Source organism: Rathayibacter sp. AY1C7, assembly GCF_002931865.1.
Lineage (GTDB): Bacteria > Actinomycetota > Actinomycetes > Actinomycetales > Microbacteriaceae > Rathayibacter.
The window spans coordinates 145384-170628 of record NZ_PSWB01000003.1; the positions used below are offsets into that span (position 1 = coordinate 145384).

The following is a 25245-nucleotide window of genomic DNA, read 5'->3' on the forward strand; positions in this document are numbered from 1 at the left end:
CGGCCGCACGCCGTTCCCGGACCCGGCGGCGTGCGCAAGCCCCGGCATCCGCGCCTGGGCGCGCGGGGGCGGCCGTGGAACACTGAGCGGATGGACTCCACGGCCTTCCTCACCGACCGGTACGAGCTCACGATGGTCGAGGGCGCCCTCGGCAGCGGCACCGCCGACCGCCGCTGCATGTTCGAGGTGTTCGCCCGGAGCCTCCCGCCGGGACGCCGCTACGGCGTGCTCGCGGGCACCGGCCGGCTCCTCGAGCTGATCTCGCGCTTCCGCTTCGGCGACGACGAGCTGTCCTGGCTCCGCGACAACCGCGTGGTCGACTCCCGCACGCTGGACTGGCTCGCCGACTACCGCTTCCGCGGCGACGTCTGGGGCTACCGCGAGGGCGAGGTCTACCTCCCGGGCTCCCCCGTGCTCATCGTCGAGGCGCCCTTCGCCGACGGCGTGCTCCTGGAGACCCTGGTGCTCAGCGTCCTCAACCACGACAGCGCCGTGGCGAGCGCCGCCGCGCGGATGGTCTCGGCCGCCGACGGGCGACCGCTCGCCGAGATGGGCTCGCGCCGCGCCGGTGAGCGGTCCGCCGTCGCGGCGGCTCGCGCCGCCTACATCGCCGGATTCGGCGCCTCCTCGAACCTCGAGGCGGGCCGAAGCTTCGGCGTGCCCACGATGGGTACCTCCGCGCACTCCTTCACGCTCCTCCACGACTCGGAGGAGGAGGCCTTCCGCGCGCAGGTCGCCGCACTCGGCCCCGGCACGACCCTCCTCGTGGACACCTACGACGTGACGGCCGCCGTCGACCTGGCGGTCCGCGTCGCGGGCACCGGCCTCGGCGCCGTGCGCATCGACTCCGGCGACCTCCCCCAGCAGGTGGCCGCCGTCCGGCAGCAGCTGGACGCGCTCGGCGCGACCGGCACGCGCATCACCGTCACGAACGACCTCGACGAGTACGGGATCGCCGCGCTCGCGGCCTCACCGGTCGACTCCTACGGCGTCGGCACCTCGGTGGCGACGGGCTCGGGCCACCCGACGGCGGGCATGGTCTACAAGCTGGTCGCGCACGAGGACGACGCGGGCGAGTGGGTCGCGGTGGCGAAGAAGTCGGTCTCGAAGGCGTCGATCGGCGGACGGAAGGCCGCCGGCCGTCTGCTCTCCGACGACGGGATCGCCGAGGCCGAGGTCGTGCACGTGGGTGCCGGCCCCGAGGGCGCCGTCGGCGAGGGCGAGCGGGCGCTGCTCGTCCCCCTGATCGAGGACGGGACGATCCGTCCCGAGCACCTCGGCATCGAGGGAGTGGCGGCAGCCCGCGAGCACCACGCCAACGCGGTCCTCGAGCTGCCGATCGACGCGCTCCGGCTCGGCCGCGGCGAGCCCGTCATCCCGACCCGCTACGAGTGAGCGGGGCGGGAGCTCACTTCATCTTCGCGTAGATCTCCTTGCAGGCCGGGCACACCGGGAACTTCTCCGGGTCGCGGCCCGGGAGCCACTTCTTGCCGCAGAGCGCGCGGACCGGCTTGCCGGTGATGGCGCTCTCGAGGATCTTGTCCTTCGGCACGTAGTGGGAGAAGCGCTCGTGGTCGCCCGGCTCGATGGACTCCTGGTTGAGGAGCTCCTCGAGCTCGCGGTCGAGCGTGGCGGTTCCTCCGCCTCCCTCGAGGGGGTCGGTGCTGCTGTTCTGGACGCGCGGAATCATGCCGACGATCCTACGCGAGGAGCCCGGGCCCGCGGCCGTGCGCTCCGGATCGGGCGGCGCTAGTAGCGGCTGGTGAACGCGACCAGCTCGGTCGCGCGGCGCTCGAACAGCCGGCCGCCGAGGAGCACGCCGAGGGCGAAGACGACCACTGCGCTGCCGAAGCCGACGAGCACGGCGTCGCCCGCCGCCTCCGGGTCGACGAACAGGGCCCGGACGCCGAGCACCACGGCCGGAGCCGAGAGGAGCAGCCCCAGGCCGAACGCGAGGGACTGCGGACCGGCGCCACTGGCTCCGGGGGCCTGGGGCTGCGTGAACGCGCTGTCGCCCGGGCGCGGAGCCGGATAGGCGAGCCTCGCCGAGACGGCGCTGGCGACGCCAGCGGGGACGAGCAGGAGGCAGGTGTTCACCGCGAGCACGACGGGCAGCGCATCGGGGAGCCCCGAGGTCGCGCTGCTGATCAGCGAGCCGAGCACGACGACCGGCACGCCGAGCAGGAGGGTCGGGAAGGCGCGGCCGAGCCGGTCCGACCAGCCGCGGACGCCCGCGGCCACGTGGAGCCAGAACGCCGAGCCGTCGTAGGCGACGTCGTTGTGCAGGAACCAGCCGAGGAACAGCGCGATCAGCGGGACCGGGAGCAGCGAGAGCAGCGGGAAGGGGACGCCGACGACCGCGAGCAGCAGCAGGGCTGCGACCGGCAGCACCGGCACGGCGACGAGCGACGCCTGGTAGCGCGGATCCCGGAGCCAGTAGGTGATGCTGCGCGCCGCGATCGCGCCGGTCCGGGTCGAGCCGAGGACGTCGAACCAGCCCAGCCGGAGGCCGCGCGGCGGCCGGTGCGTGCGCTCGGGGCGCTCCGTCAGCAGGCGGACGACGAGCCACCAGAGCGCGCCCGCCGCGACGAGCGTCGCCAGGGCCAGCAGGAGCGGGCCGAGCGCGTCGCCGGTCCGGGCGGCCGGCGCGATCATCCACGCCGCGCCGAACGGAGTGGCCCCCATCGCCGCGCCCCAGCGCTCGAGCACCGGGGTGTCCCCCGTGTCGACCAGCGCGGCGGCGCCGAGGGCTGCGGGACCGCCCAGCATCAGCACCAGGCCGAGGACGGCCAGCAGCTCGCGGGCGGTCCGGGAGGGGACGAGGGCGGCGGAGGCGGCGAGGCCGATCCGCGCGAACAGCGAGGCCGTCGCCACCGCGAGGAGCGGGCCGACCACGGCGAAGGCGCCTGCGCCCGGGACGAGCGGCGCGCTCGCGAGCCCGACCACCAGCAGGGCGAGCGTGGGGACCGAGACGAGGCCGGCCAGGGCGAGCGCCCCGGCGAGGCGGAGCGGCGGAAGGCCGAAGAGGCGGAACGCGCGCGGATCCATCGGGTCGAGCGGGCCGAGCAGGAAGGGCAGCACCAGGAAGCCGACGGAGACGAGGCCGCCGGCGGTCACGAGAGCGCCCGCCGCCGCGTCCGAGGAGCGCAGAGCGCCGATCGCCCCGATCAGCAGGGCCGTCACCGCGACGACCACGAGCACGCCCAGGACGGCGCCGGCCGAGCGCGCGGGCCCGGAGCGGAACGCGCCCAGGAGGACGTCGATCCTCAGCCGGAGAAGTCGTGCAGCCACTGCAGCCCCTCGGCGATCTGCTTGCCGCCCGCGAGCTCGAGGAAGCGCTCCTCCAGCGTCGCGGTGCCGGCGACCTCCGCGACCGTCCCGGAGGCGAGCACGCGCCCGCCGACGATCACGGCCACGTCGTCGCAGACGCGCTCGATGAAGTCGAGCCCGTGGCTGGAGAGGACGACGGTGCCGCCGCCCTCGACGAAGCGGCGCAGCACGGTGATCACGGCGGCCGAGGAGACCGGGTCCACCGACTCGAACGGCTCGTCGAGGACCAGCACGCGCGGGGCGTGGATCATCGCCGCCGCGAGGGCGACCTTCTTCGCCATCCCCGCGGAGTAGTCCGAGATCAGGCGCTCCAGCGCGTCGGAGAGCCCGAGCGCCTCGGCCAGCTCGACCGTGCGCTGCTTCGCCGTGGCGAGGTCGATGCCGCGCAGCGCGGCGGAGTAGGCGAGGAACTGGGCGCCGGTGAGCCGGTCGAACAGCCGGAGGCGGTCGGGCAGGACCCCGATCAGCGGCTTCGCGGCCGACGGGTCCTTCCAGACGTCGACGCCGTGCACGAGGACGCGGCCGGTGTCGGGTCGCAGGAGGCCCGTCATCATCGAGAGCGTGGTGGTCTTGCCCGCGCCGTTCGGGCCGATGATCCCGTAGAAGGTCCCCGCGCGGACGGCCAGGTCGATGCGGTCGACCGCCACCGTCCTCCCGAAGGTCCGGGTCAGCTGGTGCAGCTCGAAGACGACGGGCGAGGCGCCGTCCGGATCCGCGGCACCCTCAGCGGGCTCGGCGTTCGTCACGGACGTCATCCGGCTACGGTACCAACTCGCCCGCGGGCCCCCGGCGCCCGCGCCGACACCCGGCGACACGGCGAGAGGTCAACCACCCTGGCCCCGGGGGGCGTGAACTGTACACTAGGTCTCTACCCGAGGAGTCGACCAGATCGAGACGCAGCGGTTAATTCGAGGAGAACACACGATGATGCACACAGGTTCGACGAGCAGCAGCCCCGCCACCGTCGTCATCCTCGCCGCAGGGATGGGCAGCCGGCTCGGCCGCTCCCTCCCCAAGCCGCTCACGCCGCTCAGCGACGGGCGGACGATCATGCAGCAGCAGTTCGACAACATCCACCACGCCTTCGGCACGAAGGTCCCGGTGAGCATCGTCGTCGGCTACAAGCTCGAGCACATCATCGAGGCCTTCCCCTCGGCGACGTTCGTCTACAACGAGCAGTACGACCAGACCAACACCTCCAAGAGCCTCCTCCGCGCGCTGCAGGCGAGCGGGCAGGGTGGCGTGCTCTGGATGAACGGCGACGTCGTCTTCGACCCGCGCATCCTCGACCGCGCGGCCGCGCTGATCGCGAAGGACGTCTCCTTCGTCACCGTCAACACCTCGAAGGTGTCGGACGAGGAGGTCAAGTACACGACGAGCGCCGAGGGCTTCATCCAGGAGCTCTCCAAGACGGTGCGCGGCGGCCTCGGCGAGGCGGTCGGAATCAACTACGTGTCCGCCTCCGACAAGGCCGCGCTGGTGCGCCAGCTCGGCCGGGTCGACGCCCAGGACTACTTCGAGCGTGGCATAGAGTTGGCGATCGAGCAGGACCGCCTGCTCGTCGAGCCGATGGACATCTCCGACCTCTACGCCGTCGAGGTGGACTTCGCCGAGGACCTCGAGCGCGCGAACCTCTTCGTCTGACGCTCCCGGCTCCTCCCCCGGCTCGAGCGGAGCCGACGGGAGGAGTCGCGCAGTGAGCACGGCCGACACCCTCGCGACCGAGACGGCCCTGCGCCACCGGCGCTCCCGGGCCTGGCGCTACCGCCACTCCCTCTGGCTGCTCACCAGGCGCGACCTCACCGTCCGGTACGCCACGAGTTCGCTCGGCTACGTCTGGTCGGTGCTCGACCCGCTCGTCATGTCGGGCATCTACTTCTTCGTCTTCACCGTCGTCTTCCGGCGGACCGTCGGCGAGGACCCGTACATCGTCTTCCTGCTCGCGGGCCTGCTGCCCTGGATGTGGTTCAACCAGGCGACCTCCGACGCGACCCGCGCGTTCCTCCGCGAGGCGAAGCTGGTGCGGTCGACGTCGATCCCGCGGACCATCTGGGTCGGGCGGATCGTGCTCTCGAAGGGCATCGAGTTCGTGGCGAGCCTGCCGGTGCTGGCGCTCTTCGCCGTGATCGCCGGCGCGCACCTGACCTGGGCGGCGCTGCTGTTCCCCGTGGCGATCCTGCTGCAGGCGGTGCTCACGCTCGGCGTGGGTCTGCTGGTGGCCCCGCTCGTGGTGTTCTTCCGAGATCTGGAGCGGGCCGTGAAGCTCGTGCTCCGGTTCCTCTTCTACGCGTCGCCGATCATCTACTCCACGGCCAACCTGCCGGAGCAGATCCGGCCGCTCGCGGCGCTCAACCCGCTCAGCGGGATCTTCGCCCTCTACCGCTCCGCGTTCTTCGAGAGCGAGCTCGACGTCCCGCTCATCCTCGCCTCCGCGGGCATCTCGGTGCTCGTGCTGGCGCTGGGCCTCGTCGTCTTCCGCCGCTCCGAGCGCGCGGTGCTGAAGGAGCTGTGATGGCCGACGCCCCGGTGGTCATCGAGTGCCGCGGCCTCGGGATCCGCTTCCGCCGCAACCGGCGGGGCCGCCGCTCCTTCAAGGACCTCTTCGCCGGCCGCTCCCGCCGCTCGCGGCCCGGCGAGTTCTGGGCGCTGCGCGGGCTCGACGTGCAGGTGCGGGCGGGCGAGGCGATCGGTGTCGTCGGCCGGAACGGTCAGGGGAAGTCGACGCTGCTCAAGCTCGTCGCCGGCGTGGTGCTGCCGGACGAGGGCGCGGTGGAGGTGCGCGGGGGCGTCGCTCCGCTCATCGAGATCACCGGCGGCTTCGTGGCCGACCTGAGCGTCCGCGAGAACGTCTACCTGACCGCGGGTCTCCACGGGATGTCCAAGCGCGAGGTCGACGCGCGCTTCGACTCGATCATCGAGTTCGCCGAGATCGGCGACTTCCTCGACACCCCCTACAAGCACCTCTCGAGCGGGATGAAGGTGCGCATCGCCTTCTCCGTCGTGTCGCGGCTCGAGGAGCCGATCATCCTGGTGGACGAGGTGCTCGCGGTCGGCGACAGGGCGTTCCGCGAGAAGTGCTACGCGCGGATCGAGGAGCTGCTCGCCTCCGGCCGCACCCTCTTCTTCGTCTCGCACAACGAGCGCGACCTCCGCCGCTTCTGCACGCGCGGCCTCTACCTGGACAAGGGCCGCCTGGTGCTGGACGCGCCGATCGAGGAGGTGCTCGCGCGTTACGCTGAGGACTACGCGCCGACACCGCGGAGCAGCACGGCGCCGGCCGAGGGCCCGCCCGTCCAGGGCACCGTCTCCGACGACTGACCCCTCCCGCACGCGGCGCCCGAGGACGCAGGAGTGCACGACATGGCCCAGAAGGACCGCAAGCGCGAGCGCGCCGTGGAGAGGGCCGGCGAGGTGGAGCAGGCCGACGGCTCCGAGAACGCTCAGCTGGCGAAACTGCTCGACCGGCTCCTCGCGGTGCAGCGCCCGGCCGTGCTGGCGAACATCCGCCTGCTGCGGCGCCGGCGTCCCGGGGCGACTCCGGAGCAGATCATCACGTCGCTCGAGCGGCAGTACCTCTCGAGCGTGGCCGCGGGAGGCGCGGCGATCGGGGCGACCGCCGTCGTCCCCGGCATCGGCACGGCCGCCTCGGTGGCTCTCTCCGGCGCGGGAGCCGCAGGGTTCCTGGAGGCGAGCGCGCTCTTCGCGCAGTCGGTGACGGAGGTGCACGGGATCCCGCTCGAGGACCCGGACCGCGCGCGGGCCCTCGTGCTCACGCTGATGATGGGCTCCTCCGGCAGCGAGATGGTGCGCCAGGTGGCCGGGCAGGCCGTCGGCGGGGGCAGCGGCCTCAACCAGTACTGGGGCTCCGTGGTCACGAAGGGCCTGCCGTCCTTCCTCGTGGGCGAGCTGGCGGACCGCGCGAAGAAGTCCTTCGCCAAGCACTTCCTCGCCCAACAGGGCGCGGGCCTGGTCGGCCGGGCGATGCCGTTCGGGATCGGAGCGGCACTGGGCGGCGTCGGCAACGCGATGCTCGGCCGCAAGGTGATCCAGAGCGCGCGCGACGCGTTCGGGCCGGCACCGCAGGCGTTCGGCAACACCCTCGTGCTCGAGCCGACCCGTGCCGAGCGGAAGGCGCTGGCCGCCGCGCCGGCCGAGCCGCTGGCGCTGTTCGTCCGCGACTACGGCGGAACGGGCGAGCGGACGGCGCTCCTCCTTCACGGCCTCGGCTCCGACTCCCGGATCTGGTACGCCCTGGTCCCGACGCTGCACGAGCACGGCTACCGCGTGGTGGCCCCCGATCTCGCCGGTCACGGCGGCTCGCCGGCGTCGCCCGTGTACTCGCCGGAGCACTGGGCGTCGGACGTCCGCGCCTCGGTGCTGCAGACCCCCGATCTCGTCATCGGCCACGGCCTCGGCGCCGTCGTCGCCACCCGGCTCGCCCCCGAGTACGGCGCCGCCCGGCTCGTCCTGCTCGACCCCGCGTTCTCGGACGCCCGAGGACTGACGAGCGCGCTCCACCGCGGCGGCTCGGTCGCGCACGTCGAGAAGGGCGACGCAGACTCCCTCCGCCACCGCCACCCGATCTGGACGGACGAGCAGATCGAGCTCGACGTGTCGGCCCACGCGCTCTGGGAGCAGGACTCCGCCGGCGGGCTGACGGCACGGGGTGCGGCCGAGGCCCCCGAGACGTTCCCCGTGCCGACGCTCGCCGTGATGCCGGAGGACCCGCTGGGCCACGGCTCGCTGGGCGGCGTCCTCGCCGGCCGCGGCGTCGAGGTGCGGACCGTGCCGGGGGGCGGGGCCTCGATCCTCCGCGAGGACCGCGCGGCGCTGATCGCGGCGCTGGAGGACCGGATCTAGCTCAGGATCTGCTCCAGCTCAGGGCCTGCTCCGCGCGCGATGGTCCGGAGCCGTCGGGGGCGTTCGGTCAGCGTTCCCGAGGCCGGCGCCCGGGCCCGACGAGCGGCATCCCGAGCACGGTGCGGAGGAGTCCGCCGCCGTCGCGGTCCTCGGCGATCACGCGGAGGCCGGTCTTCTCGGCGACGCGCCTCGAGGCGGCGTTGTCCGGGTGCACGAGCGCCACGAGTCGTCCCGCGAGGCGGTGGGCGAGCGCGAGGTCGCGGCAGGCCGCAGCCGCCTCAGTGGCGTAGCCGCGGCCGTGCAGACCGGCCCGCACGTGGTAGCCGACCTCGAGCTCGATCCCGCCGTCGACGCGCTGCCAGGTCAACCCGCAGTCGCCGACGAACTCGCCGTCGAGGGTCTCGACGATCCACAGCCCGAAGCCGTGCTCGCGGTAGTTGCGCCGGTTCCGCTCGATCCAGGCGGCTGCCTGCTCGCGGTCCTTCGGCGCGGGGTAGTACCGCATCACGACCGGGTCGCCGAGCAGATCCGCCATGTCGGGGAGGTCCTCGGCGGTCATCTCGCGGAAGCGCAGCCGGGCGGTGGCGGCGGGGATCATCGGGTCGGGCTGCTCGGCCTGCGACTGCGGAGACGGCGACCGGGACCGTCGTCGAGCGCTCGATCCATCCGGCCGCCGCCCCCGGCCCTACTTCTCCGCTTTGGCGGCGGCCTTCGCGGCCTGCTTGGTGGCGCGGACCTTCGTCAGCGACTCCGGAGAGACGATGTCGGCGACCGAGCGGAAGGCGCCCTCCTCTCCGTAGGCGCCCGCGGCCGAGCGCCAGCCCTCCCCCGGGAATCCGCGCTGCTTGCCGAGCAGGGCGAGGAAGATCCGCGCCTTCTGCTCGCCGAAGCCGGGCAGCGCCTTCAGACGCGCGAGGACCGTGCGGCCGTCGGGCTCGTCCCGCGTCCAGACGGCCGCGGCGTCGCCGTCCCAGTCGTCGACCAGAGCGCGGCAGAGGACCTGCACGCGCCCCGCCATGCTCGCCGGGTAGCGGTGGATCGCGGGCGGAGTCCGGCAGAGCTCCGAGAACGCGTCCTCGTCGAAGCCCGCGATCGACGCGGCGTCGAACGAGGCGCCCTCCGCCTCGAGGCGCTCCTCGATCTTGCGGGGCCCGGAGAAGGCCGTCTCCATCGCGACCTGCTGGTCGAGGAGCATCCCGATCAGCAGCGCCAGCGGGTCGCAGCTGAGCAGCGCGTCGGCGTCGGGATCGTCGGTGATGTGCAGGGCGGAGTCGCGGGTCATCCTCCAGGGATACCACGGACGGCCCCGGCGGCGAGCGCGCGGACGGTCCGGTCGACGAGGTCCAGCGCCGCAGCGAGCTCGAGGTCGCCGACATGGCCGTAGCCGAGGACCAGCGCCTCGGTCGCGGCCCGTCCCGACAGGGCGTACTCGTGCAGAGTGGCGACGAGCAGTCCCTCCCGGAGCAGCGCGGCCGCGACGGCGTGCGCGTCCAGAGGCGCGGGCAGGGAGAGGAGGACGTGCAGACCCCCGTCGAGTCCGCTCGCGCGCCCCCACGGCACCGACTCCCCGAATGCGTGGACCAGCTCACGGCGGTGGGCGTAGCGCCGTCTCGAGCGCGTGAGATGCCTCCGGAACGCCCCGCTCGCCATGAACTGCGCGAGCGCCGCCTGCGTCGGACCCGAGGCGGAGGCGTCCTTCTCGTCGTCGAGGCCCGCCAGCGCCGCGCGCAGCCAGGACGCCCGCGGAACGGCCAGGTAGGCGATGCGGAGCCACGGCGAGACGGTCTTCGAGAACGACCCGACATGGGCGACTCCGCCGCCGGAGTCGAGCGAGGCGAGCGCGGGCAGCGGGGCGCCGACGTAGCGGAACTCGCTGTCGTAGTCGTCCTCCACCACGAGCAGGGGGCCGGCCGACGCGCGGCGCACCAGCTCCAGGCGCTCGGCGAGGGCGAGCCTGCCGCCGGTCGGGTACTGGTGCGACGGAGTCACGACGACCACGTCCGCGCCGGAGCTCGCGAGAGCGTCGAGGTCGATGCCGTCGCCGCGCACCGGGACGCCGACGACCTCGTGCCCGTCGGCGCGCAGGCGGCGCCGGACGGCCGGGTAGCCGGGGTCCTCGACGGCGACGCGCACCTCGCGTCCGAGCGAGGCCGAGGCGGCGCGGGCCAGGAGCGCGACGGCGCCCGCGGTGCCGCTGGTCACCACCACGTCCGACGCCTGCACGTCGACGCCGCGGGACCGGCGCAGCTGCTCGGCGATCTGCTCCCGCAGGGCCGGGTCCCCGGAACCCCGAGGAGGCGCCGAGGGCGGCGAGGCGAGCGCCAGGCGCCAGGCGGCCCGCCACTCCGGGGTGTCGAGGGCGCGGGTGTCCGGCCGGCCCGGCCTCAGGTCCGCCGCGGCGGGCGGGACGACGGTCTCCCGGGACTCCGGCCGCGGCTCCTGCGGCGCCGGCGCCAGCAGTCCGTCGGAGGCGACCGTCACCGCTGCGCGCGGGTGGGCGACGAGGTAGCCCTCCCCCACCAGCTGATCCACCGCGGCGACGACGGAGCCCCGCGAGACGCCGAGCCGCTCGGCGAGCACGCGGCTCGACGGGATCGGATCGCCCGCCCGGTAGCGCCCGTCCAGCACCGCCTGGCGCAGCGCCTCGGCGAGCCCGGCGCGGACCGAGCCGCGCGGCGACGGCCCGAGGAGGAGCGGGATCTCCAGATCGCCCGACGCCATCGACCGCTCCGCTCTGGACCACTCCGATCGCGGCCCAGTGGCATCCTGGCAGATCCAGTCGGCGCGGGACGATTCCGACATGGACAGCCTCCCCGTCACCGACCGCACCCGCGTCTCCCGTCTCCGCGACCGCCAGCGCACCGATCCCGCCGAGCTGCACGCCCTGCTCGACGAGGCGCTCGTCGCCCACGTCGCCGTCGTGCGGGACGGCGCCGCGATCGTGCTGCCGATCCTCTTCGCCCGCGACGGCGACTCCCTCCTGCTGCACGGGTCGAGCGGCGGAGGACTGCTGCGGGAGGCGGCGCGGCACTCGCTCCTCACCGCTTCCGTCACGCTGGTCGACGGACTGGTCGTCGCCCGCTCCACCTTCGACAGCTCGATGAACTACCGCTCGGCGATGGTGATCGGCCGGGCCGAGGTGCTGGAGGGCGAGGAGAAGGCGCGGGCCCTCGATCTGCTGGTGGCACGCCTCCTGCCGGGGCGCGACGAGGAGGTGCGAGCGAGCACCGCCCGCGAGATCGCGGCCACGCTGGTGCTGCGCCTCCCCCTGGCCGAGGCGAGCCTGAAGGTGCGCGCGCACGGAGCGGGCGACGAGCCGGAGGCCGGGGTCTGGGCGGGCGTCGTGCCCCTGGTCACCCGCACGCTCGCGCCGGTGCCGGCGGAGGAGGGCGTCGCGGTCCCGGAGTCGGTCCGCCGCTTCAGCGCCGCGGTCGACGGCGCGGTGCCGCCCTGGCGCTGAGCGGACCGGCCGTCGCGGTGCGGTCCGCTACCTGGCGTCCTGACGGGGGAAGACGACCTTCTGCACGACGATGATCACCGATGCCGCGACCGGGATCGCGACCAGGGCGCCGAGCACGCCCGCGATGGTGCCGCCCGCGACCGCCGCGATCACGACGACCGCACCGGGGACCGAGACGGCCTTGTTCATGATGCGGGGGCTGAGGAGGTACGCCTCGACCTGCATGTAGACGAGGTAGTAGATCGCGGCGACCAGCGCGGTCAGCGGCGAGGCCAGGAGGCAGGCGAGCGAGATGATCACGGCACCCGAGAGAGTGCCGACCAGCGGGATCAGGGAGCCGAGGAACGCGACGCAGGCCAGCAGCGCCGGCACCGGGGCGCCGATCGAGAGCAGCAGGATGAACGTGAGCACGCCGTTCACGCCGGCGAGCGAGACCTGGCCGACCACGTAGCGGCCCACGGCGCCGGTGATCTCGTCGCCGACGTCGTGCGCCTTCGCGCGGTGCGAGGCGGGGGCGAAGCGATAGGCGACGGCCTTCATCGAGCGCAGCGACGCGAGGAAGTACAGCGTCAGGATCAGCACGATGACGGCGCCGGTCACGCCGCTGGCGATCCCGGTCCCGACCGCGATCAGTCCGCCGCCGAGCGAGAGCAGGTTGTTGGGGTTGCCGATGAAGCTCTGGACGCTCTCGATCAGCTCGTCGATGTCGATCACGCCGCGCAGCTGCTGCTCGAGGTCGAGCACCCACTGCTGCGAGGCGATGTCGGTGACGATCTGCGGGGCGCTCGTGACGAAAATCGTCAGCTGCTCGACCAGGATCGGGATGATGTAGACCAGCAGGCCGGCGAAGATCAGCACCACCGCGGCGAATACCGCTGTGATCGCGAGCGGCCTCGGCAGGCGCTTGCTCTCGAGCCAGGAGACCAGCGGATCGAGGCCGAGCGCGAAGAACAGCGCCACGAAGATGTAGGTCAGCACCGTGCCCAGCTGCACGACGAGGCCGCCCAGGACGAGCGCCACCAGCACGCCGAGCGCGCCGAACAGGCCGATGCGGAAGGAGCGGATCGTGAAGACCGGCTTCTCCGGGTCGGCGGAGACCACGATGTCCGGCTCGACCGCGGGCTGGGCGGGTGCCGACCGGCGCCGGCGGGAGCGGGCGAAGGCGCGCGGGGTCATCATGGGACGAGCGTAGCGGGGCGCCGGGAGGCCGCCCGGCGACCGGCCCACCCTTGACGCGGCCGTTCGAGCGGTGCTCCCGCCCGCTCAGCCCTCCGGATCGTGGTCGTCGACCGCGCCGTCGCCCCGGTGCAGAGCGGCGTGCCGCTCCCACTCGGTGAGCAGGTGCTCGATCGCCTCGTGGAAGCGCCGCGTGGCCGCTCCGGGCGACGTGTCGCCGAAGTAGCGGTGCACCCAGCGCTCCAGCCGCTCGACCGACTCCGGATCGTGCTCGGCGCTGTCGATCCGCGCGATGATCGCGGAGGCGTCCTCGGCGTGCAGCCACTCCGCGTCGCCGAGGTAGCCGCTCTCGTCGACCTCGGCCTCGGCGCTGACGGGCCGGGTGACCAGCAGCGGGCGCCCCGTGGCCAGCCGGTCGTAGACCATCGCCGACACGTCGAGGATCGCGAGGTCGGCGGCGGCGAGCTGCCAGCCGAGCTCGGCACCGGTGTCGTGCACGTGACCGGCGCGCGGATCGGCCGCGTTGGCGGCGGCGATCATCGCGACGATCGCCCGGTCGGCCGCGGCGTAGTCGGAGTCGACCGCGCCGCTGCGGGGATGCGGGCGGTAGACGAGCCGGAACCGCGGGTCGGCCAGGAGCCCGCGCACGAGGGCCGTGCCGTGGCTCCGGATCGAGCCGTAGCCCGCGGCGGGGCGGTCGCCCTCCCAGGTCGGCGCGTAGAGCACCACTCGGCGCTCGTCGGGCGTGAACGGCACGGCGCCGGCGAAGTGGTCCGCCTGAGGACGGCCGATGGCGAGGGCGCGCCTGTCGAAGTCGTAGTCCCAGAGCACGCGGCGCAGCCGGGCCAGGGCGGCGTCCCCGGCGATCATGCTGTAGTCGTACGCCTTGAACTGGTTCGTCGTCATGTACATCTTGTCGCTCTCGCCGTGATTGACGAAGACGTGCCAGCGGCGCCCGTAGCGCATCATCTGGAAGTTGCGGGCGTTCTGGTTGACGTAGAGCACGATCCGCAGCGGCTGGCTCGCGATGGTGCTCTCGAGGTCGGCGACGGAGCGGACGTAGGCGACGGGGACCGGGCTCTCGCGCAGCAGCACCTCCGCGGCGCCGGCGTTGCGGCTGAGGAGCACGACCGGATGCGTCTCCGCCAGCTCGGCCAGCGGCCGGTACCACTGCCGCAGCTGGTACAGGTTGATGTCGCCGTCGGCGAAGTAGACGCCGATCTCGAACCGGCCCTCGGGCAGCGGCCCGCGCTCCGCGAGCAGCCGGGTCACCGCGTGGCGGGCCCGGCGGGCCGCGAGAAGCTCGCCGCCCACCTTGCGCGCGAGTCGCGCGTCGGTGCGGAGGCGGGCGAGGAGGGCGCGGGGAGCGGGAGTCATCCGCCCCAGGGTACCGGCGACGGCCCCCGCGCCGGGGGCCTCGCGCGGTCCGATCAGGCCGGGGTCACCCTCAGCCAGACGAACTGCAGCGGCGCGAGACGGAAGCCCTCGCGCAGGTCGACCGCGATCTCGGTGACCAGGTCGACCGCCTCCGCGGCGAACCCGCCGAACCGCTCGGCCGCGACCTCCTGGACCTCGTCCGACACGTTCGCGAGCACGAGCACCGACTCCCCGTCGCCGGGGCGCTGGTAGCCGAGCACGTGGTCGTTGACCGGGTCGAAGACGCTCAGCTCGGTGCCCGCGAACATCGGCACGGCCTTGCGCACGGCGATGAGGTGCAGCAGCCCGCCGAAGACCTCGCTCGCGGCCGTCCCCGGGACCTCGCGCTCGTCGTAGCGCTCCGCGGGGCGGCGGGGCCGGTTCACCCAGCGCGAGTCGCCGGCCGTCGTCGGGTCGTCGAGGTAGCCGTGGTCGTTGAGCTGGCCGACCTCGTCGCCGAGGTAGAGCAGCGGCAGCCCGCCGGTGCTCAGGGCGATCGAGTGCGCGAGCAGCACGCGGTCGATCCCGTAGGCGTCGCCCGCCTCCACTCCGGCGAGGGACGCGGTGGTGCCCGAGACGCGGCGGTCGCCGGTGCGCGGGTTCTCCTGGAACGGCACTCCGCGGGCGAAGGTGCCGTCGAACCGGTCCGTGTAGAAGTCGTTGAGGAAGCGGCGGTGGCCGGCCGCGTCGATCCCGAGCTCGGCGGCGTCCTCGTCGGCGAAGGTCCAGCCGATGTCGTCGTGCCCGCGCACGTAGTTGACCCAGGCCGTGCCCTCGGGGAGGGCGTGCCGGCGCTCGAGGGCCTGCGAGAGGAGACGGACGTCGCGGGTGGCGAGCGCCTCCCAGGTGAGCGCCATCTGCAGCGGGTTGTACGAGAGCTGGCACTCCTCGACGTCGATGTACTCGATCACCTCGTCGGGGTGCACGATCGCCTCGGACTTGAACAGCAGCGCCGGAGCGGCCAGGCGGCAGACCTCGTTGAACGCGCGCAGCAGCAGGTGCGCCTGCGGCTGCGACTCGCAGGTGGTGCCGAGCTCCTTCCAGATGAACGCGACCGCGTCCATCCGCAGGGCGTCGACGCCCTGATTGGCGAGGAAGAGCATCTCTCCCGCCATCGCCCGGAACACCTCGGGGTTGGAGTAGTTGAGGTCCCACTGGTAGCGGTGGAACGTGGCCCAGACCCAGCGCCCGTCCTCCAGCTGAACGAAGGAGCCGGGATGGTCGTCCGGGAAGATCTCGCGCGTCGTGCGCTCGAAGGCGTCGGGCTGCTCCCGGTCCGGGTAGATCCAGTAGTAGTCCTCGAAGCGCGGCTCGCCGGCCAGCGCGCGCTGCGCCCACTCGTGCTCGTTCGAGGTGTGGTTGAAGACGAAGTCGACCACGAGTGCGATGCCCTGCTCGCGCAGCTCGGAGGCCAGCCCGCGGAGCTGCTCCATGTCGCCGAGGTCCGGTCGCACGCGCCGGTAGCTCGAGACCGCGTAGCCCCCGTCCGACTCGCCCTCGGGCGCATCGAAGAGCGGCATCAGGTGCAGGTAGTTCAGGCCGATCTCGCGGAGGTACGGGATCTCGGCGCGCAGCCCCTCGAGGTCGCCCGCGTAGCGGTCGACGTAGCAGACCCCGCCCAGAGCCTTGTTCGAGAGGAACCAGGTCGGGTGCTGCTCGCGGGCGCGGTCGAGCGCGCGGAGCTCCTCGGGCCGCTCCTCCCAGGAGGCGGCGGCGAGCTCGACGATCGCGACCAGCTGGTCCTCGAGGTCCTCGCGGCCGGCGTACACCGTGGCGAGCAGATCGACCAGGCGCGGGAGGTGCTCGTCGAGGCGGCCGGAGAACTCGTCGTCGACGGCGCCGAGGCGCTCGCGAACCGCCAAGAGGAGGTCCGGTCCGGCAGGGGTCGTCTCCGCCTCGGCGCGCTCGGGCGGGGAGAGCTGGGTCGAATCGAACACCGTCGTCCTTTCGGGGGCCCCGGCGGGGGCGGATTCCCCGATGCTAGACGATCGGCGGACGCCCGGCGAACGCCATCCGGAGCACCGTGCGGGCCGAGAGGACGCGCCGGCCGCCCGGATCCGAGCGCCATCCCTCCCGCCAGCCGGCGAACCAGGCGCGCAGGGCGGCCGGGTCGCGACGCCAGCGGAGGCACTGGATCGCGGTCCAGGACCCCACGTAGACGAGCGCCAGAGGTGCGGCGAGGTTGCGGCGGGCGATCCAGACGCGGTTGCGCGCGTTCAGCCGGTAGTAGTCGGCGTGACGGGTCGGCTGGATGACCGGGTGCTGGGCGACGAGCTCTCCCGCGTACCAGGCGGTGCGGCCCGTGTCCCAGACCCGCCAGGCCAGCTCGATGCCCTCGTGGGCGTAGAAGAACGGAGCCGCCCAGCCGCCCGTCCGGGCGAACACGTCGCGCCGCAGCACGACCGCTCCCTCCCAGACCGAGAAGACGGGGCCGGAGCGGCGGGGGTCGCCCTTGAGGATCCGCGGGATCCAGCGCCGCGGGCTCGGCGTGCCGTCCGTGCTGTCGACGCGGGGCTGCACCAGGCCGATGCGGCGGTTCGAGGCGAGCAGCGCGACCGCGTCGACGAGGAAGCGGGGGGACGGGATCCGGGCGTCGTCGTCGAGGAAGAAGAGGTACTCCCCCGCGACGGCGTCGACTCCGGCGTTCCGGCCCGCCGGGATGCCGAGGTTCTCGGGGAGCGCCAGGGCGCGCACTCCCTCGGGCAGGCCGTCCGGCTCCCAGCCGTTGCCGACGCAGACGACGTCCAGCTCGACGCCCTCCTGCGCGAGGACGCCGGCCAGCCCCGCGGCGAGGTCGTCGGGCCGGGTCCCCTGCGTCAGGACGACGACGCCGACCCGCGGCTCAGGAGCGGACACGCTTGGACGCCATGATCGCGACGAAGTGGCCGACCAGGGCGAGGAGGGCGAGCGGCAGCAGCGCCCCGACGAGGACCCGGTCGGCCGTGCCCGCTCCGACGACGAGGCCCACGAGGGCGGTCGCGAAGGCCAGCATCGTCAGCTCGACGGAGTGGTAGAGGCGGTGGAAGGGCAGGAAGCGGGCCGCGCGGCGAAGCCCCGCCAGCCCGGACGAGGACGGCACCGCCTCGCCCTTCGTGTCGGCCAGCTTCGTGAGACCGGCGTTCGCGCGTGCCACGTGCACCATGTCGTTGAGCGCCTTGTTGAGGACGATCACCAGGGCCAGGGCGAAGCCGATCGTGGTCCAGAGGAAGTCCGCCGGCGCCTCGAACGGGACGCCCGCCGCCCGCAGCCCGAGCGCGATCGGGATCAGCGCCTCGGTCGTGTAGTGCCCGACCTTGTCGAGGAACACGCCCGCCGGCGAGGACGTGCGGCGCCAGCGCGCGACCTCGCCGTCGCAGCAGTCCACCAGCATCTGCAGCTGGCCGAGGAGCAGCGCCAGCGCCGCTCCGGCGATCCCCGGGATCAGGAGGGCTGCCGCCGCGCTCCAGCCGACCAGGATCATCAGCCCGGTGACGCCGTTCGCCGAGATCGAGGTCTTCAGCAGCAGCCAGGTCAGGTAGGGCGAGAAGCGGCGCAGGTAGAGCGACGCCGTCCAGTGCTCGGCGTTGCGGCGGCCGCGCACCTCCGGGGGCTGCGCGACGGCGCGCAGCTCGGCGATGGAGCGGGGTCTCGTCGTCGTGGTCATGCGCCCCTCGGCGAGTCGGACCGCGGCTGGTGGCGGTGGGCGGAGATGTTGCTGGTCAGCCCGGCGAAGCCGAGCACGAAGCCGGTCCCCCAGGCCACGTGGACCGCCGGGATGACCACGGCGAACCACAGCATCGCACGCGCGCCGTCCAGCCGCGCGACCACGAGAGTGGCCGCCGCCACCAGGAGGAGGTAGGCGGCGGGCACCGCGAACCCGAGCAGGAGCCAGGGCGCGGCTCCGGCGAGCGCCTGGACGACTCCCGCCAGCCCGACGAGCAGCCCGATCGCGAGCATCGCGACGAGCACGGGCGGAGCGAAGTAGCGCAGCGACCGCGAGGCCGGGAACATCCGGGTGAGCTCGCCCCGCCACATCCCGGTCGAGAGGAACTGCCGGAGCAGCGCGCGCATCGAGGGCCGCGGCCGGTAGGTGACGGTGAGGCGCGGAGTGAACCAGACGACCTCGCCGCGCTCGCGCAGCCGCCGGTTCAGCTCCCAGTCCTGCCCGCGCTTGAAGCGCTCGTCGAACAGGCCGGCGCGCTCGAGGGCGGAGCGGCGGAAGACGCCGAGGTACACCGTGTCGGCCGGGCCCTCCTCGCCTCCCACGTGGTGGGGCGTGCCGCCCAGCCCGATGCGGGAGCCGTAGGCCCGGGCGACCGCGCGCTGGAACGGGGTGAGGCCCTCCGCCGCCATCACTCCGCCGACGTTCGCCGCTCCGGAGCGCTGCAGCGCCTCGACCGCCGTGCGCGCGTACTCGGGCGGCAGGACGGAGTGCGCGTCGACCCGGACGACGACCGGGTGGCGCGAGGCGCAGATCGCGGCGTTGAGGCCCGCAGGAGTGGAGCCGACCTCGTTCGGCACGACGCGGATCCGCGGGTCGGCCGCGCTCAGCTCGGCGACGAGCTGCTCCGTGCCGTCGATGCTCGGGGCGACGGCGAGGACGACGTCGAAGGGGCCGGTGTAGTCCTGGTGCAGCAGCGAGTCGACCGCGGCGCGCACGTGGGCGACCTCGTTGAGGACGGGCATGACGTAGGAGACGCCGGGCAGGTCGGAGAGGTCGTCTTCCGGGATCTCGTGCTGCATGGTTCCAGTTCGTGCGGGAGGAGCGCGGGCGCAGGGATCCACCACCCTACCAGCGGGGAGCGCCGCGCCCCGGGCCGGGCCCGGACGCGGAAAAGCCCCCCGGGGACGGATCCTCGAGGGGCTGAGCGCGGTGGCGGAGGGTCAGCCGGCGGCCATCTGGCCGAGCGTCGCCTTCGCCTGGTAGCTCTGGCCGTTGCGGACGTAGGTCAGCTCGACCGCGGCGTTCGCGGCCTGCGCGCGGACCTGCGCGGTGAGGTCGGACGCGCTCGTGATCGGAGTGCTGTCGATCGCGGTGATGATGTCGCCCTTGGCGAGACCGGCCGCCTGCGCGGCACCGCCTCCGGAGACCTCCTCGATGCGGGCGCCGAGGACGTCCGCGGTCGAGTCGGAGACGCTCGCGCCGAGCAGGCCGTGCGAAGCGGAGCCGTTCGCGATGATCTCCTTCGCGATGCGCTCGGCGATCCCGCTGGGGATCGCGAATCCGACTCCGATGTTGCCGGACTGGCCGCTCGAGGAGGACTGGCCGGCGCTCGCGATCGCGACGTTCACGCCGATCAGCTCGCCGTCGCTGTCGAGCAGCGCGCCGCCGGAGTTGCCCGGGTTGATCGCCGCGTCGGTCTGGATGACGGGCAGCGAGATGGTGCTCTTCGCCTGGGTCGGCGCCTGCTGGCCCGGGATGTCGAAGTTGAACGGGCTCTCGGTGCCGCCGCTCGAGCTGTCGCCCGAGTCGTCCGGAGCCGCCGAGGAGGCGACCTGGATGCTGCGGTTGAGCGCGCTGACGATGCCGTCGGTCACGGTGCCGGAGAGGCCGAGCGGGGCGCCGATGGCGACCGCCGTGTCGCCGACGTTGATCTTGGTGGAGTCCGCGAACGTCATCGGGCTGAGGTCGGTCGCGCCGGTCAGCTTGATGACGGCGAGGTCGAGGGTCGGGTCGGTGCCGACGACGGTCGCGTCGAAGATCCGGCCGTCGCTGGTCGTGACCGAGACGGTGCCGTTCGCGATCTCGCCGTCGAGGGTGACCACGTGGGTGTTGGTCAGGACGTAGCCGTCCTTCGAGAGCACGATGCCGGAGCCGGTGCCGGCGGACGAGCTGCCGCTCACCGCGATGGTGACGACGCTCGGAGTGGCCTTGGCGGCGACCGCGGTGGCGGTCGTCGCGTCCTCGGCGTTGTTGACCGTGATCGTCTGCGAGCCGCCGGCGGAGACCACGCGGGTCCCGCCGCCGTTGGAGGCGGACCAGAGGCCGAACACGCCGGCTCCCGCGACTCCGCCCACGACCGCGCCGATGGCGAGCGCCGCGACGACGCCCACTCCGGCTCGGCGCTTCGTGGCGGTGGGGGCGGGGGTGTACTCGGCGCCCGGGCCGAAGGGGCTCGAGGAGGGCGGCTCCTCGGAGCCGTGCAGGGTGTTCGCGGCGGGCGGCGCGTACTGCCCGTAGCGGGCGGGCTGGGAGACGGGCTGCGCCTCGTTGCCGGCCGTCGCGTTCGGCGTGTACGGCGGCTGGATGGCCGAGGAGGAGGGGTAGGGGACGGTCGGGTTCTCGCTCTCGCGGTGCGCTCCGCCCCGGTGGATCGGCTCGGTGGGCCCGGTGGTCGAGGACGACGCTCCGGAGCTCTCGCCGGGGGTGCGCTCGGTCGCCTCTCGGGCGCCGGACTCCGTCGGCGTGGTGGGTTCCTCCGGCTGACGAGGACCCTCGTGACTCTCGGTCATGGGTGCTGCTCCTTCCAAGCGGGGATAGCTTGGCGATCGTACCTGGGGGTTTCTTATGACGGGCCTGCGAGCGGGAAATGAAACCGGCCGGACTGCTCGAGCGGGCACACTGGGCACGTGAGCATTCCCGGATCCTGGTCGCGCGCCGCGGCGGGCGCCGGCCTCCTCGGCCCCGGCGGCGAGGTCGCCGCCACCGTCTTCAGCGAGATGAGCGCGCTCGCCCTGCGCACCGGAGCGGTGAACCTCGGCCAGGGCTTCCCGGACGAGGACGGCCCGCGCGAGATCCTCGACGCCGCGCGCGACGCCATCGCGTCCGGGCTCAACCAGTACCCGCCGGGTCCCGGCTTCCCCGTCCTGCGCGAGGCGATCGCCGCGCACCGGCTGCGCTTCTCCGGGATCGCCCTCGACCCCGACGGCGAGGTCCTCGTCACCACGGGCGCCACCGAGGCCCTGGCCGCGGCTCTGCTGGCCCTGCTCGAGCCGGGCGACGAGGTCGTCACCTTCACTCCCCACTACGACGCCTACGGAGCCCTGATCGCCCTCGCCGGAGGGGTGCATCGCACCGTGCTCCTGCGCGGCCCCTCCTTCGCGGTCGACCACGACGAGCTGACGGACGCGGTGAGCGACCGCACGCGCGTCATCCTGGTGAACGACCCGCACAACCCGACCGGTGCCGTCCTCCCGGCCGAGACCCGCGAGCTGATCGTGCGGCTCGCCGAGCGGCACGACGCCGTGATCCTGACGGACGAGGTCTACGAGCACCTGCGCTTCGACACCCCGCACGTCCCGCTGGCCTCCCTTCCCGGAGCCTTCGAGCGGACGCTGTCCGTCTCCTCGGCGGGCAAGACCTTCAGCACCACGGGCTGGAAGATCGGCTGGGTGACGGGCCCGCGCGAGCTGATCACGGCCGTCCTCGCCGTGAAGCAGTTCCTCACCTACGTCAGCGGCTCGCCGTTCCAGGGGGCCGTCGCCCTCGGGCTCGGGCTCCCGGACGCCTTCTTCACCGGCGCGGCGCAGACTCTTGCGGCCAAGAAGGACCTGCTGTCGGCGGGCCTGGCTGCTGCGGGCTTCGGCGTCGCGCCCTCCTCGGGCGGCTACTTCGTCGTCGCGGACGCGGCACCGCTCGGCTACGACGACGGGGTCGCGCTCTGCCGGGCGCTCCCGGATCTCGCGGGAGTGGTGGCGGTGCCCGTGTCGGCGTTCTGCCGCCCCGAGGACGCCGCTCCCTACCGCTCGCTCGTCCGCTTCGCCTTCTGCAAGCGGTTCGAGGTGCTGGAGACCGCGGTCGCGGGCCTCGCCCGCATGGCGCGCTGAGGAGCCGGCCTCAGCGGATTCGGTCGGATGCCCGGCGCCGTCGGGCCGGGGGCGGCGGTCAGAGCGGCAGCACCCGGAAGCGCCGCAGCGCCAGAGCGGGGTTCTTCGCGCGCGCCGCGTCGATCCGCTCGCGCGAGACCCAGGCGACGGCGACATCCTCGACCTCGCCGAGGGTGACGGTCTCGACGCCCATCGGATCGACGATCATGCTCGTGCCGACTCCGATCGGCGGGGTCTGGTCGGCTGCGACGAGGTACACCGTGTTCTCGAGCGCGCGGGCGGTGACCAGCGTCCGCCAGTGCGCCTCCTTGAGCGGGCCGCGCACCCACTCGGCCGGTGCCGCGATGACGTCGACCCCGGCGTCGACCAGCCAGCGGCTGACCTCCGGGAAGCGCAGGTCGTAGCAGGTCTGCAGCCCGACGACGAGGCCGCCGACCTCGAACGTCTCGGGTGCGGCGATCTCCCCCGCGGCGACCCACTCCGACTCGGTCTGGCCGAAGGCGTCGTACAGGTGCAGCTTGCGGTAGCGGGCCACGAGCGCGCCCTCGGGGTCGAGCGCGACGAGCGTGTTCGCGATGCGGCGCCCGTCCACCGCCTCGACCATGCCCGCCACGAGGTGGATCCGGAGCTCGCGCGCGAGCGCCGCGAGAGCCGTGACGAACGGGCCGTCGAGCGCCTCGCCCGCCGCGACCAGCTCGGGCCCGAGCGGATCGGTGAAGGCGGAGCTGTACTCCGGCAGCACCACCATGCTCGCGCCGCGCTCGGCGGCGATCCGGGCCAGGCGCTCGATCGTCGCGATGTTCGCCTCCCGGTCCGTCGAGGGGGCGAACTGCGCCACGGCCATGCCGACGGCGCCGGTCATCAGCTCGGCGGGTAGAGGAAGAGGGCGACCTGGGAGGCCGGGATGGTGCGCTTGTGGTACGCGTGGTCGTTGCCCCAGTTGTACTCCTCGAGCGAGACCGTGCCGTCGGAGTTGACGGCCTGCACGTAGGCGACGTGGTTGCCGGTGAACCAGGCGACCGCGCCGGGGACGGGCGTGCTGCTGGTCACCCAGCCGTGGGAGGCCCACTGGCCGGCCCACGCGTAGGCGCTGCCCCCGCCCGGGGTCATGTTGCCCCAGGTCCACTTGAAGGGTGCGCTCGTCGAGCCCTGGTCGCGATTGATCCGCCAGGCGACGAAGTCGACGCACTCGCGGTAGTAGTACCGCAGCGGCGAGAGGCCGCCGCCCTGGTCGTCGGTGAGCTGGTCGCGCCAGGGGTAGTCGTCGCCCTCCTCGCGGGGCGTGACCGAGGTGCTGGTGCCGCCGCTGCCTGCGGCGGCGCCGTCCGCGCCGGTCGTGCCTGCCGCGGCCTGCGCCTCCTGGGCGAGGCGGGCGGTCTCGGCGTCGCGGGCGGCCTGCTCGGCGGCGGCGAGCGCGCGCGCCTGGGCGGCCGCCTCGTCGAGCTGGGCCTGGGTCGGTGCGGTGAAGGAGTCGCGGATGACCTGCTCCTGGACCGCGGTCGGCGCGACGGTGAGCTTCTGGTTGCCGAGCGCCTGCACGCGGGCGGCGGCCTCGACGGCGGCCTGCGAATCGGGTGCCGGGTCGAAGGAGTAGGCGGGGAGCGCGGAGACCGCCACGAGGCCCGCGATGGCGGCGAGGGCGACCGTGCTGACGGTCGCGCGGAAGACACGGCCCCGGCGGCGCCGCACGGGGCGGACGGGCGTGAGGACCGGAGTGGCGACGCGTGCCGCGGGCAGCGCGTGCGGCGCCTGCCGCGGGCTCCGCCGGGTCGGGCGGTCGCCGAGCCCCTCGTTCGAGCCGTCGTCCCCGCGTTCGTCCCTCACAGCAGCACCCCTCGCATCGGGGTCGAGCCTAACGTGCGGGCCGGTCCGGCACACGCGTCGGCGCGGAGCGTCGGGAGGCCGGTCCGCGGATGCGGGTCGCGCGAGACCGGCTCGCGGTCGGCGGCGCCGCGGGCGGGTCCGACGGTGACGCGGACGGGCGACCGGAGTAGCGTCCGGAGCGGAGCGGGCGCGACGGTGCGGCCGCGGGAGGGAGGACGGCGATGATCCGGAGCGAGAGGGCCTTCAGCGGCTTCGGCGTGGACGACGTGGAGGCGGCGCGGGCCTTCTACGGCGGAGTGCTCGGGCTCGAGGTCGAGCTGAACGCGATGGGGATCCTCGACATCCGGCTGCCGGGCGGAGGCCGCGCGATCGCGTACCCGAAGCCGGACCACGAGCCGGCGTCGTTCACGATCCTGAACTTCTCGGTGGAGGACGTCGACGCGGCGGTCGCCGAGCTGCACGCGGCAGGCGTCACCACGGCGATCTACGACGACCCGTCGCTGCCGACCGATGCGGACGGAGTGATGCGCGGCCACGGGCCGACGATCTGCTGGTTCCGCGATCCGGCGGGCAACGTGCTGAGCGTGATCGAGGGCGACTAGGTCTCGGCCCTAACACCGTCAGCCGCGGGCAGCACGTCCGCGACCCGCGTTAACGACGAAAGCCGGCCCTTCTCAGGACCGGCTTTCGCTTTCTTGTTGCGGGGGCAGGATTTGAACCTACGACCTCTGGGTTATGAGCCCAGCGAGCTACCGAACTGCTCCACCCCGCGGCACAAGAAGAGACATTACACGCGTTCCGGCGCCGGTGCAAATCGACGCGGCGGTGGGAGCGGGCTCCGGTCTCAGGCGGGCTTGGCGGCGCGCAGCACGGCGCTCCCGTCCACGCTCAGCCCGACCGCCGTCAGGGCGGCTGCGAGCTCGGACGAGGTGCGCGACCAGGTGCGGACGTCGGCGCCGACGGGAGCGGACGACGACGGGGCGACGAGCACCGCTCCGCCGGGGGCGACGAACCACTCCACCAGCCGCGCCCACTCCTCCAGGTCGGGGAGCCACGAGACGACGCCGGCGCTGCAGAGCACGACGTCGAACGAGTCGGGCTCCGGCAGCATGTGCCGCAGCTCGTAGAGGTTCGCGCAGACGAAGCGGGCGGAGCCGGCGAGGTCCCTGTCCGCGGCGGCGGCGCGTGCTCGGCGCACCGCGGGCATCGAGAAGTCGACGCCCACCACGCGGGCGCCGCGCTCGGCGAGCTCGAGCGCGTCGAGCCCGTCGCCCGAGCCGAGCTGGAGGATCCTCGGCCCGGGGTCGAGGAGCGCCGCGGTGACGAGCTCCGGGTGGAGCGCACCCTCGCCGGTGCGCTCCTCCCAGTACGTGCGGTTCAGCTCGAGCCACTCCCCCGAGCGGAGGTGCTCGCCGCGGTCGACCTGCACCATG

24 protein-coding genes and 1 tRNA gene are annotated in these 25245 nt (G+C 73.6%); 8 read left to right on the plus strand and 17 right to left on the minus strand.

The genetic code is table 11. The annotated features are described in order from the left end of the window. Window positions 1–90 precede the first annotated feature (90 nt). Entirely contained in the window at window positions 91–1395 is a 1305-nt protein-coding gene (locus tag C5C69_RS02700; protein WP_104257266.1) for a nicotinate phosphoribosyltransferase, read from the plus strand. A gap of 13 nt (window positions 1396–1408) precedes the next feature. Here the strand turns inward: C5C69_RS02700 and C5C69_RS02705 are convergent, their stop codons facing one another. From C5C69_RS02705 to C5C69_RS02715, 3 genes are read right to left on the minus strand one after another with little or no spacing between them, the layout of a single operon-like run. Then, window positions 1409–1690 carry a DUF3039 domain-containing protein gene (locus tag C5C69_RS02705; RefSeq protein WP_104223568.1) on the minus strand — a complete coding sequence of 94 codons (282 nt, stop codon included), beginning with the start codon at window positions 1688–1690 and terminating at the stop codon, window positions 1409–1411. A gap of 59 nt (window positions 1691–1749) precedes the next feature. Continuing rightward, window positions 1750–3291, minus strand: coding sequence for an ABC transporter permease (locus tag C5C69_RS02710; RefSeq protein WP_104233196.1), 1542 nt, complete (start codon window positions 3289–3291; stop codon window positions 1750–1752). Then, window positions 3267–4085 carry an ABC transporter ATP-binding protein gene (locus C5C69_RS02715; RefSeq protein ID WP_104223570.1) on the minus strand — a complete coding sequence of 273 codons (819 nt, stop codon included), beginning with the start codon at window positions 4083–4085 and terminating at the stop codon, window positions 3267–3269. The genes C5C69_RS02710 and C5C69_RS02715 overlap by 25 nt, the downstream gene beginning before the upstream one ends. A 169-nt stretch (window positions 4086–4254) precedes the next feature. Between C5C69_RS02715 and C5C69_RS02720 the strand changes: the two genes are divergently transcribed. Genes C5C69_RS02720 through C5C69_RS02735 form a run of 4 tightly spaced genes read left to right on the plus strand, consistent with a single transcriptional unit; the run spans window position 4255 to window position 8190 of the window. Next, window positions 4255–4974, plus strand: a complete 720-nt coding sequence (locus C5C69_RS02720; RefSeq protein WP_258062260.1) for a phosphocholine cytidylyltransferase family protein — start codon at window positions 4255–4257, stop codon at window positions 4972–4974. 52 nt (window positions 4975–5026) lie between these two features. After that, window positions 5027–5842 carry an ABC transporter permease gene (locus tag C5C69_RS02725; protein ID WP_374953566.1) on the plus strand — a complete coding sequence of 272 codons (816 nt, stop codon included), beginning with the start codon at window positions 5027–5029 and terminating at the stop codon, window positions 5840–5842. Beyond that, window positions 5842–6648: an ABC transporter ATP-binding protein gene (locus tag C5C69_RS02730; protein ID WP_104223571.1), complete on the plus strand. Its 807-nt coding sequence runs from the start codon at window positions 5842–5844 to the stop codon at window positions 6646–6648. The genes C5C69_RS02725 and C5C69_RS02730 overlap by 1 nt, the downstream gene beginning before the upstream one ends. 42 nt (window positions 6649–6690) lie before the next feature. After that, entirely contained in the window at window positions 6691–8190 is a 1500-nt protein-coding gene (locus C5C69_RS02735) for an alpha/beta fold hydrolase (protein ID WP_104233194.1), read from the plus strand. Between the two features lie 67 nt (window positions 8191–8257). Here the strand turns inward: C5C69_RS02735 and C5C69_RS02740 are convergent, their stop codons facing one another. The 3 genes from C5C69_RS02740 to C5C69_RS02750 all read right to left on the minus strand — a co-directional run bounded on the left by C5C69_RS02740 (window position 8258) and on the right by C5C69_RS02750 (window position 10911). Then, window positions 8258–8788, minus strand: a complete 531-nt coding sequence (locus tag C5C69_RS02740; protein WP_104233193.1) for a GNAT family N-acetyltransferase — start codon at window positions 8786–8788, stop codon at window positions 8258–8260. Between the two features lie 87 nt (window positions 8789–8875). After that, a complete protein-coding gene (locus C5C69_RS02745; RefSeq protein WP_104257267.1) occupies window positions 8876–9472 on the minus strand; it encodes an HhH-GPD-type base excision DNA repair protein in 597 nt (198 codons plus the stop codon). After that, entirely contained in the window at window positions 9469–10911 is a 1443-nt protein-coding gene (locus C5C69_RS02750) for a PLP-dependent aminotransferase family protein (protein WP_181127012.1), read from the minus strand. The genes C5C69_RS02745 and C5C69_RS02750 overlap by 4 nt, the downstream gene beginning before the upstream one ends. Before the next feature lie 79 nt (window positions 10912–10990). Here C5C69_RS02750 and C5C69_RS02755 point away from each other — a divergent pair, with 79 nt between their 5' ends. After that, window positions 10991–11650, plus strand: coding sequence for a pyridoxamine 5'-phosphate oxidase family protein (locus C5C69_RS02755; RefSeq protein ID WP_104233190.1), 660 nt, complete (start codon window positions 10991–10993; stop codon window positions 11648–11650). A 27-nt stretch (window positions 11651–11677) separates the two neighbouring features. On the opposite strand, the gene C5C69_RS02760 is transcribed toward C5C69_RS02755, so the two are convergent. The 7 genes from C5C69_RS02760 to C5C69_RS02790 all read right to left on the minus strand — a co-directional run bounded on the left by C5C69_RS02760 (window position 11678) and on the right by C5C69_RS02790 (window position 20674). Next, a complete protein-coding gene (locus C5C69_RS02760; protein ID WP_258067485.1) occupies window positions 11678–12829 on the minus strand; it encodes an AI-2E family transporter in 1152 nt (383 codons plus the stop codon). An 84-nt stretch (window positions 12830–12913) separates the two neighbouring features. Next, window positions 12914–14203 carry a hypothetical protein gene (locus C5C69_RS02765; protein WP_258059840.1) on the minus strand — a complete coding sequence of 430 codons (1290 nt, stop codon included), beginning with the start codon at window positions 14201–14203 and terminating at the stop codon, window positions 12914–12916. Between the two features lie 53 nt (window positions 14204–14256). Beyond that, window positions 14257–16104, minus strand: coding sequence for an amylosucrase (locus C5C69_RS02770; protein ID WP_104257288.1), 1848 nt, complete (start codon window positions 16102–16104; stop codon window positions 14257–14259). 118 nt (window positions 16105–16222) lie between these two features. Then, a complete protein-coding gene (locus C5C69_RS02775) occupies window positions 16223–17098 on the minus strand; it encodes a glycosyltransferase family 2 protein (RefSeq protein WP_104257269.1) in 876 nt (291 codons plus the stop codon). Continuing rightward, window positions 17085–17885 carry a CDP-alcohol phosphatidyltransferase family protein gene (locus C5C69_RS02780; RefSeq protein WP_104223579.1) on the minus strand — a complete coding sequence of 267 codons (801 nt, stop codon included), beginning with the start codon at window positions 17883–17885 and terminating at the stop codon, window positions 17085–17087. Before C5C69_RS02780 ends, C5C69_RS02775 begins: the two co-directional genes overlap by 14 nt. Then, entirely contained in the window at window positions 17882–18964 is a 1083-nt protein-coding gene (locus C5C69_RS02785; RefSeq protein ID WP_181127013.1) for a glycosyltransferase family 2 protein, read from the minus strand. Before C5C69_RS02785 ends, C5C69_RS02780 begins: the two co-directional genes overlap by 4 nt. Window positions 18965–19105: 141 nt before the next feature. Further along, entirely contained in the window at window positions 19106–20674 is a 1569-nt protein-coding gene (locus C5C69_RS02790; protein ID WP_104257270.1) for a S1C family serine protease, read from the minus strand. Window positions 20675–20791: 117 nt separating this feature from the next. Here C5C69_RS02790 and C5C69_RS02795 point away from each other — a divergent pair, with 117 nt between their 5' ends. Continuing rightward, complete coding sequence (locus C5C69_RS02795; RefSeq protein WP_104257271.1) at window positions 20792–21988, plus strand: aminotransferase class I/II-fold pyridoxal phosphate-dependent enzyme; 1197 nt, start codon at window positions 20792–20794, stop codon at window positions 21986–21988. Between the two features lie 58 nt (window positions 21989–22046). On the opposite strand, the gene C5C69_RS02800 is transcribed toward C5C69_RS02795, so the two are convergent. Together C5C69_RS02800 and C5C69_RS02805 are read right to left on the minus strand one after the other, a co-directional pair. Further along, window positions 22047–22850, minus strand: a complete 804-nt coding sequence (locus tag C5C69_RS02800) for a carbon-nitrogen hydrolase family protein (RefSeq protein ID WP_104257272.1) — start codon at window positions 22848–22850, stop codon at window positions 22047–22049. After that, window positions 22850–23812: a CHAP domain-containing protein gene (locus C5C69_RS02805; RefSeq protein WP_104262670.1), complete on the minus strand. Its 963-nt coding sequence runs from the start codon at window positions 23810–23812 to the stop codon at window positions 22850–22852. The genes C5C69_RS02800 and C5C69_RS02805 overlap by 1 nt, the downstream gene beginning before the upstream one ends. A 221-nt stretch (window positions 23813–24033) precedes the next feature. Here C5C69_RS02805 and C5C69_RS02810 point away from each other — a divergent pair, with 221 nt between their 5' ends. Then, the gene (locus C5C69_RS02810) at window positions 24034–24414 is read left to right on the plus strand and encodes a VOC family protein (protein WP_104257274.1); all 381 of its coding nucleotides are present in this window, start codon (window positions 24034–24036) and stop codon (window positions 24412–24414) included. Window positions 24415–24510: 96 nt separating this feature from the next. On the opposite strand, the gene C5C69_RS02815 is transcribed toward C5C69_RS02810, so the two are convergent. Then, window positions 24511–24584, minus strand: a tRNA-Met gene (locus tag C5C69_RS02815). Window positions 24585–24656: 72 nt separating this feature from the next. Next, a complete protein-coding gene (locus C5C69_RS02820) occupies window positions 24657–25244 on the minus strand; it encodes a bifunctional 2-polyprenyl-6-hydroxyphenol methylase/3-demethylubiquinol 3-O-methyltransferase UbiG (RefSeq protein ID WP_104257275.1) in 588 nt (195 codons plus the stop codon). Between the last annotated feature and the right edge of the window lies 1 nt (window position 25245).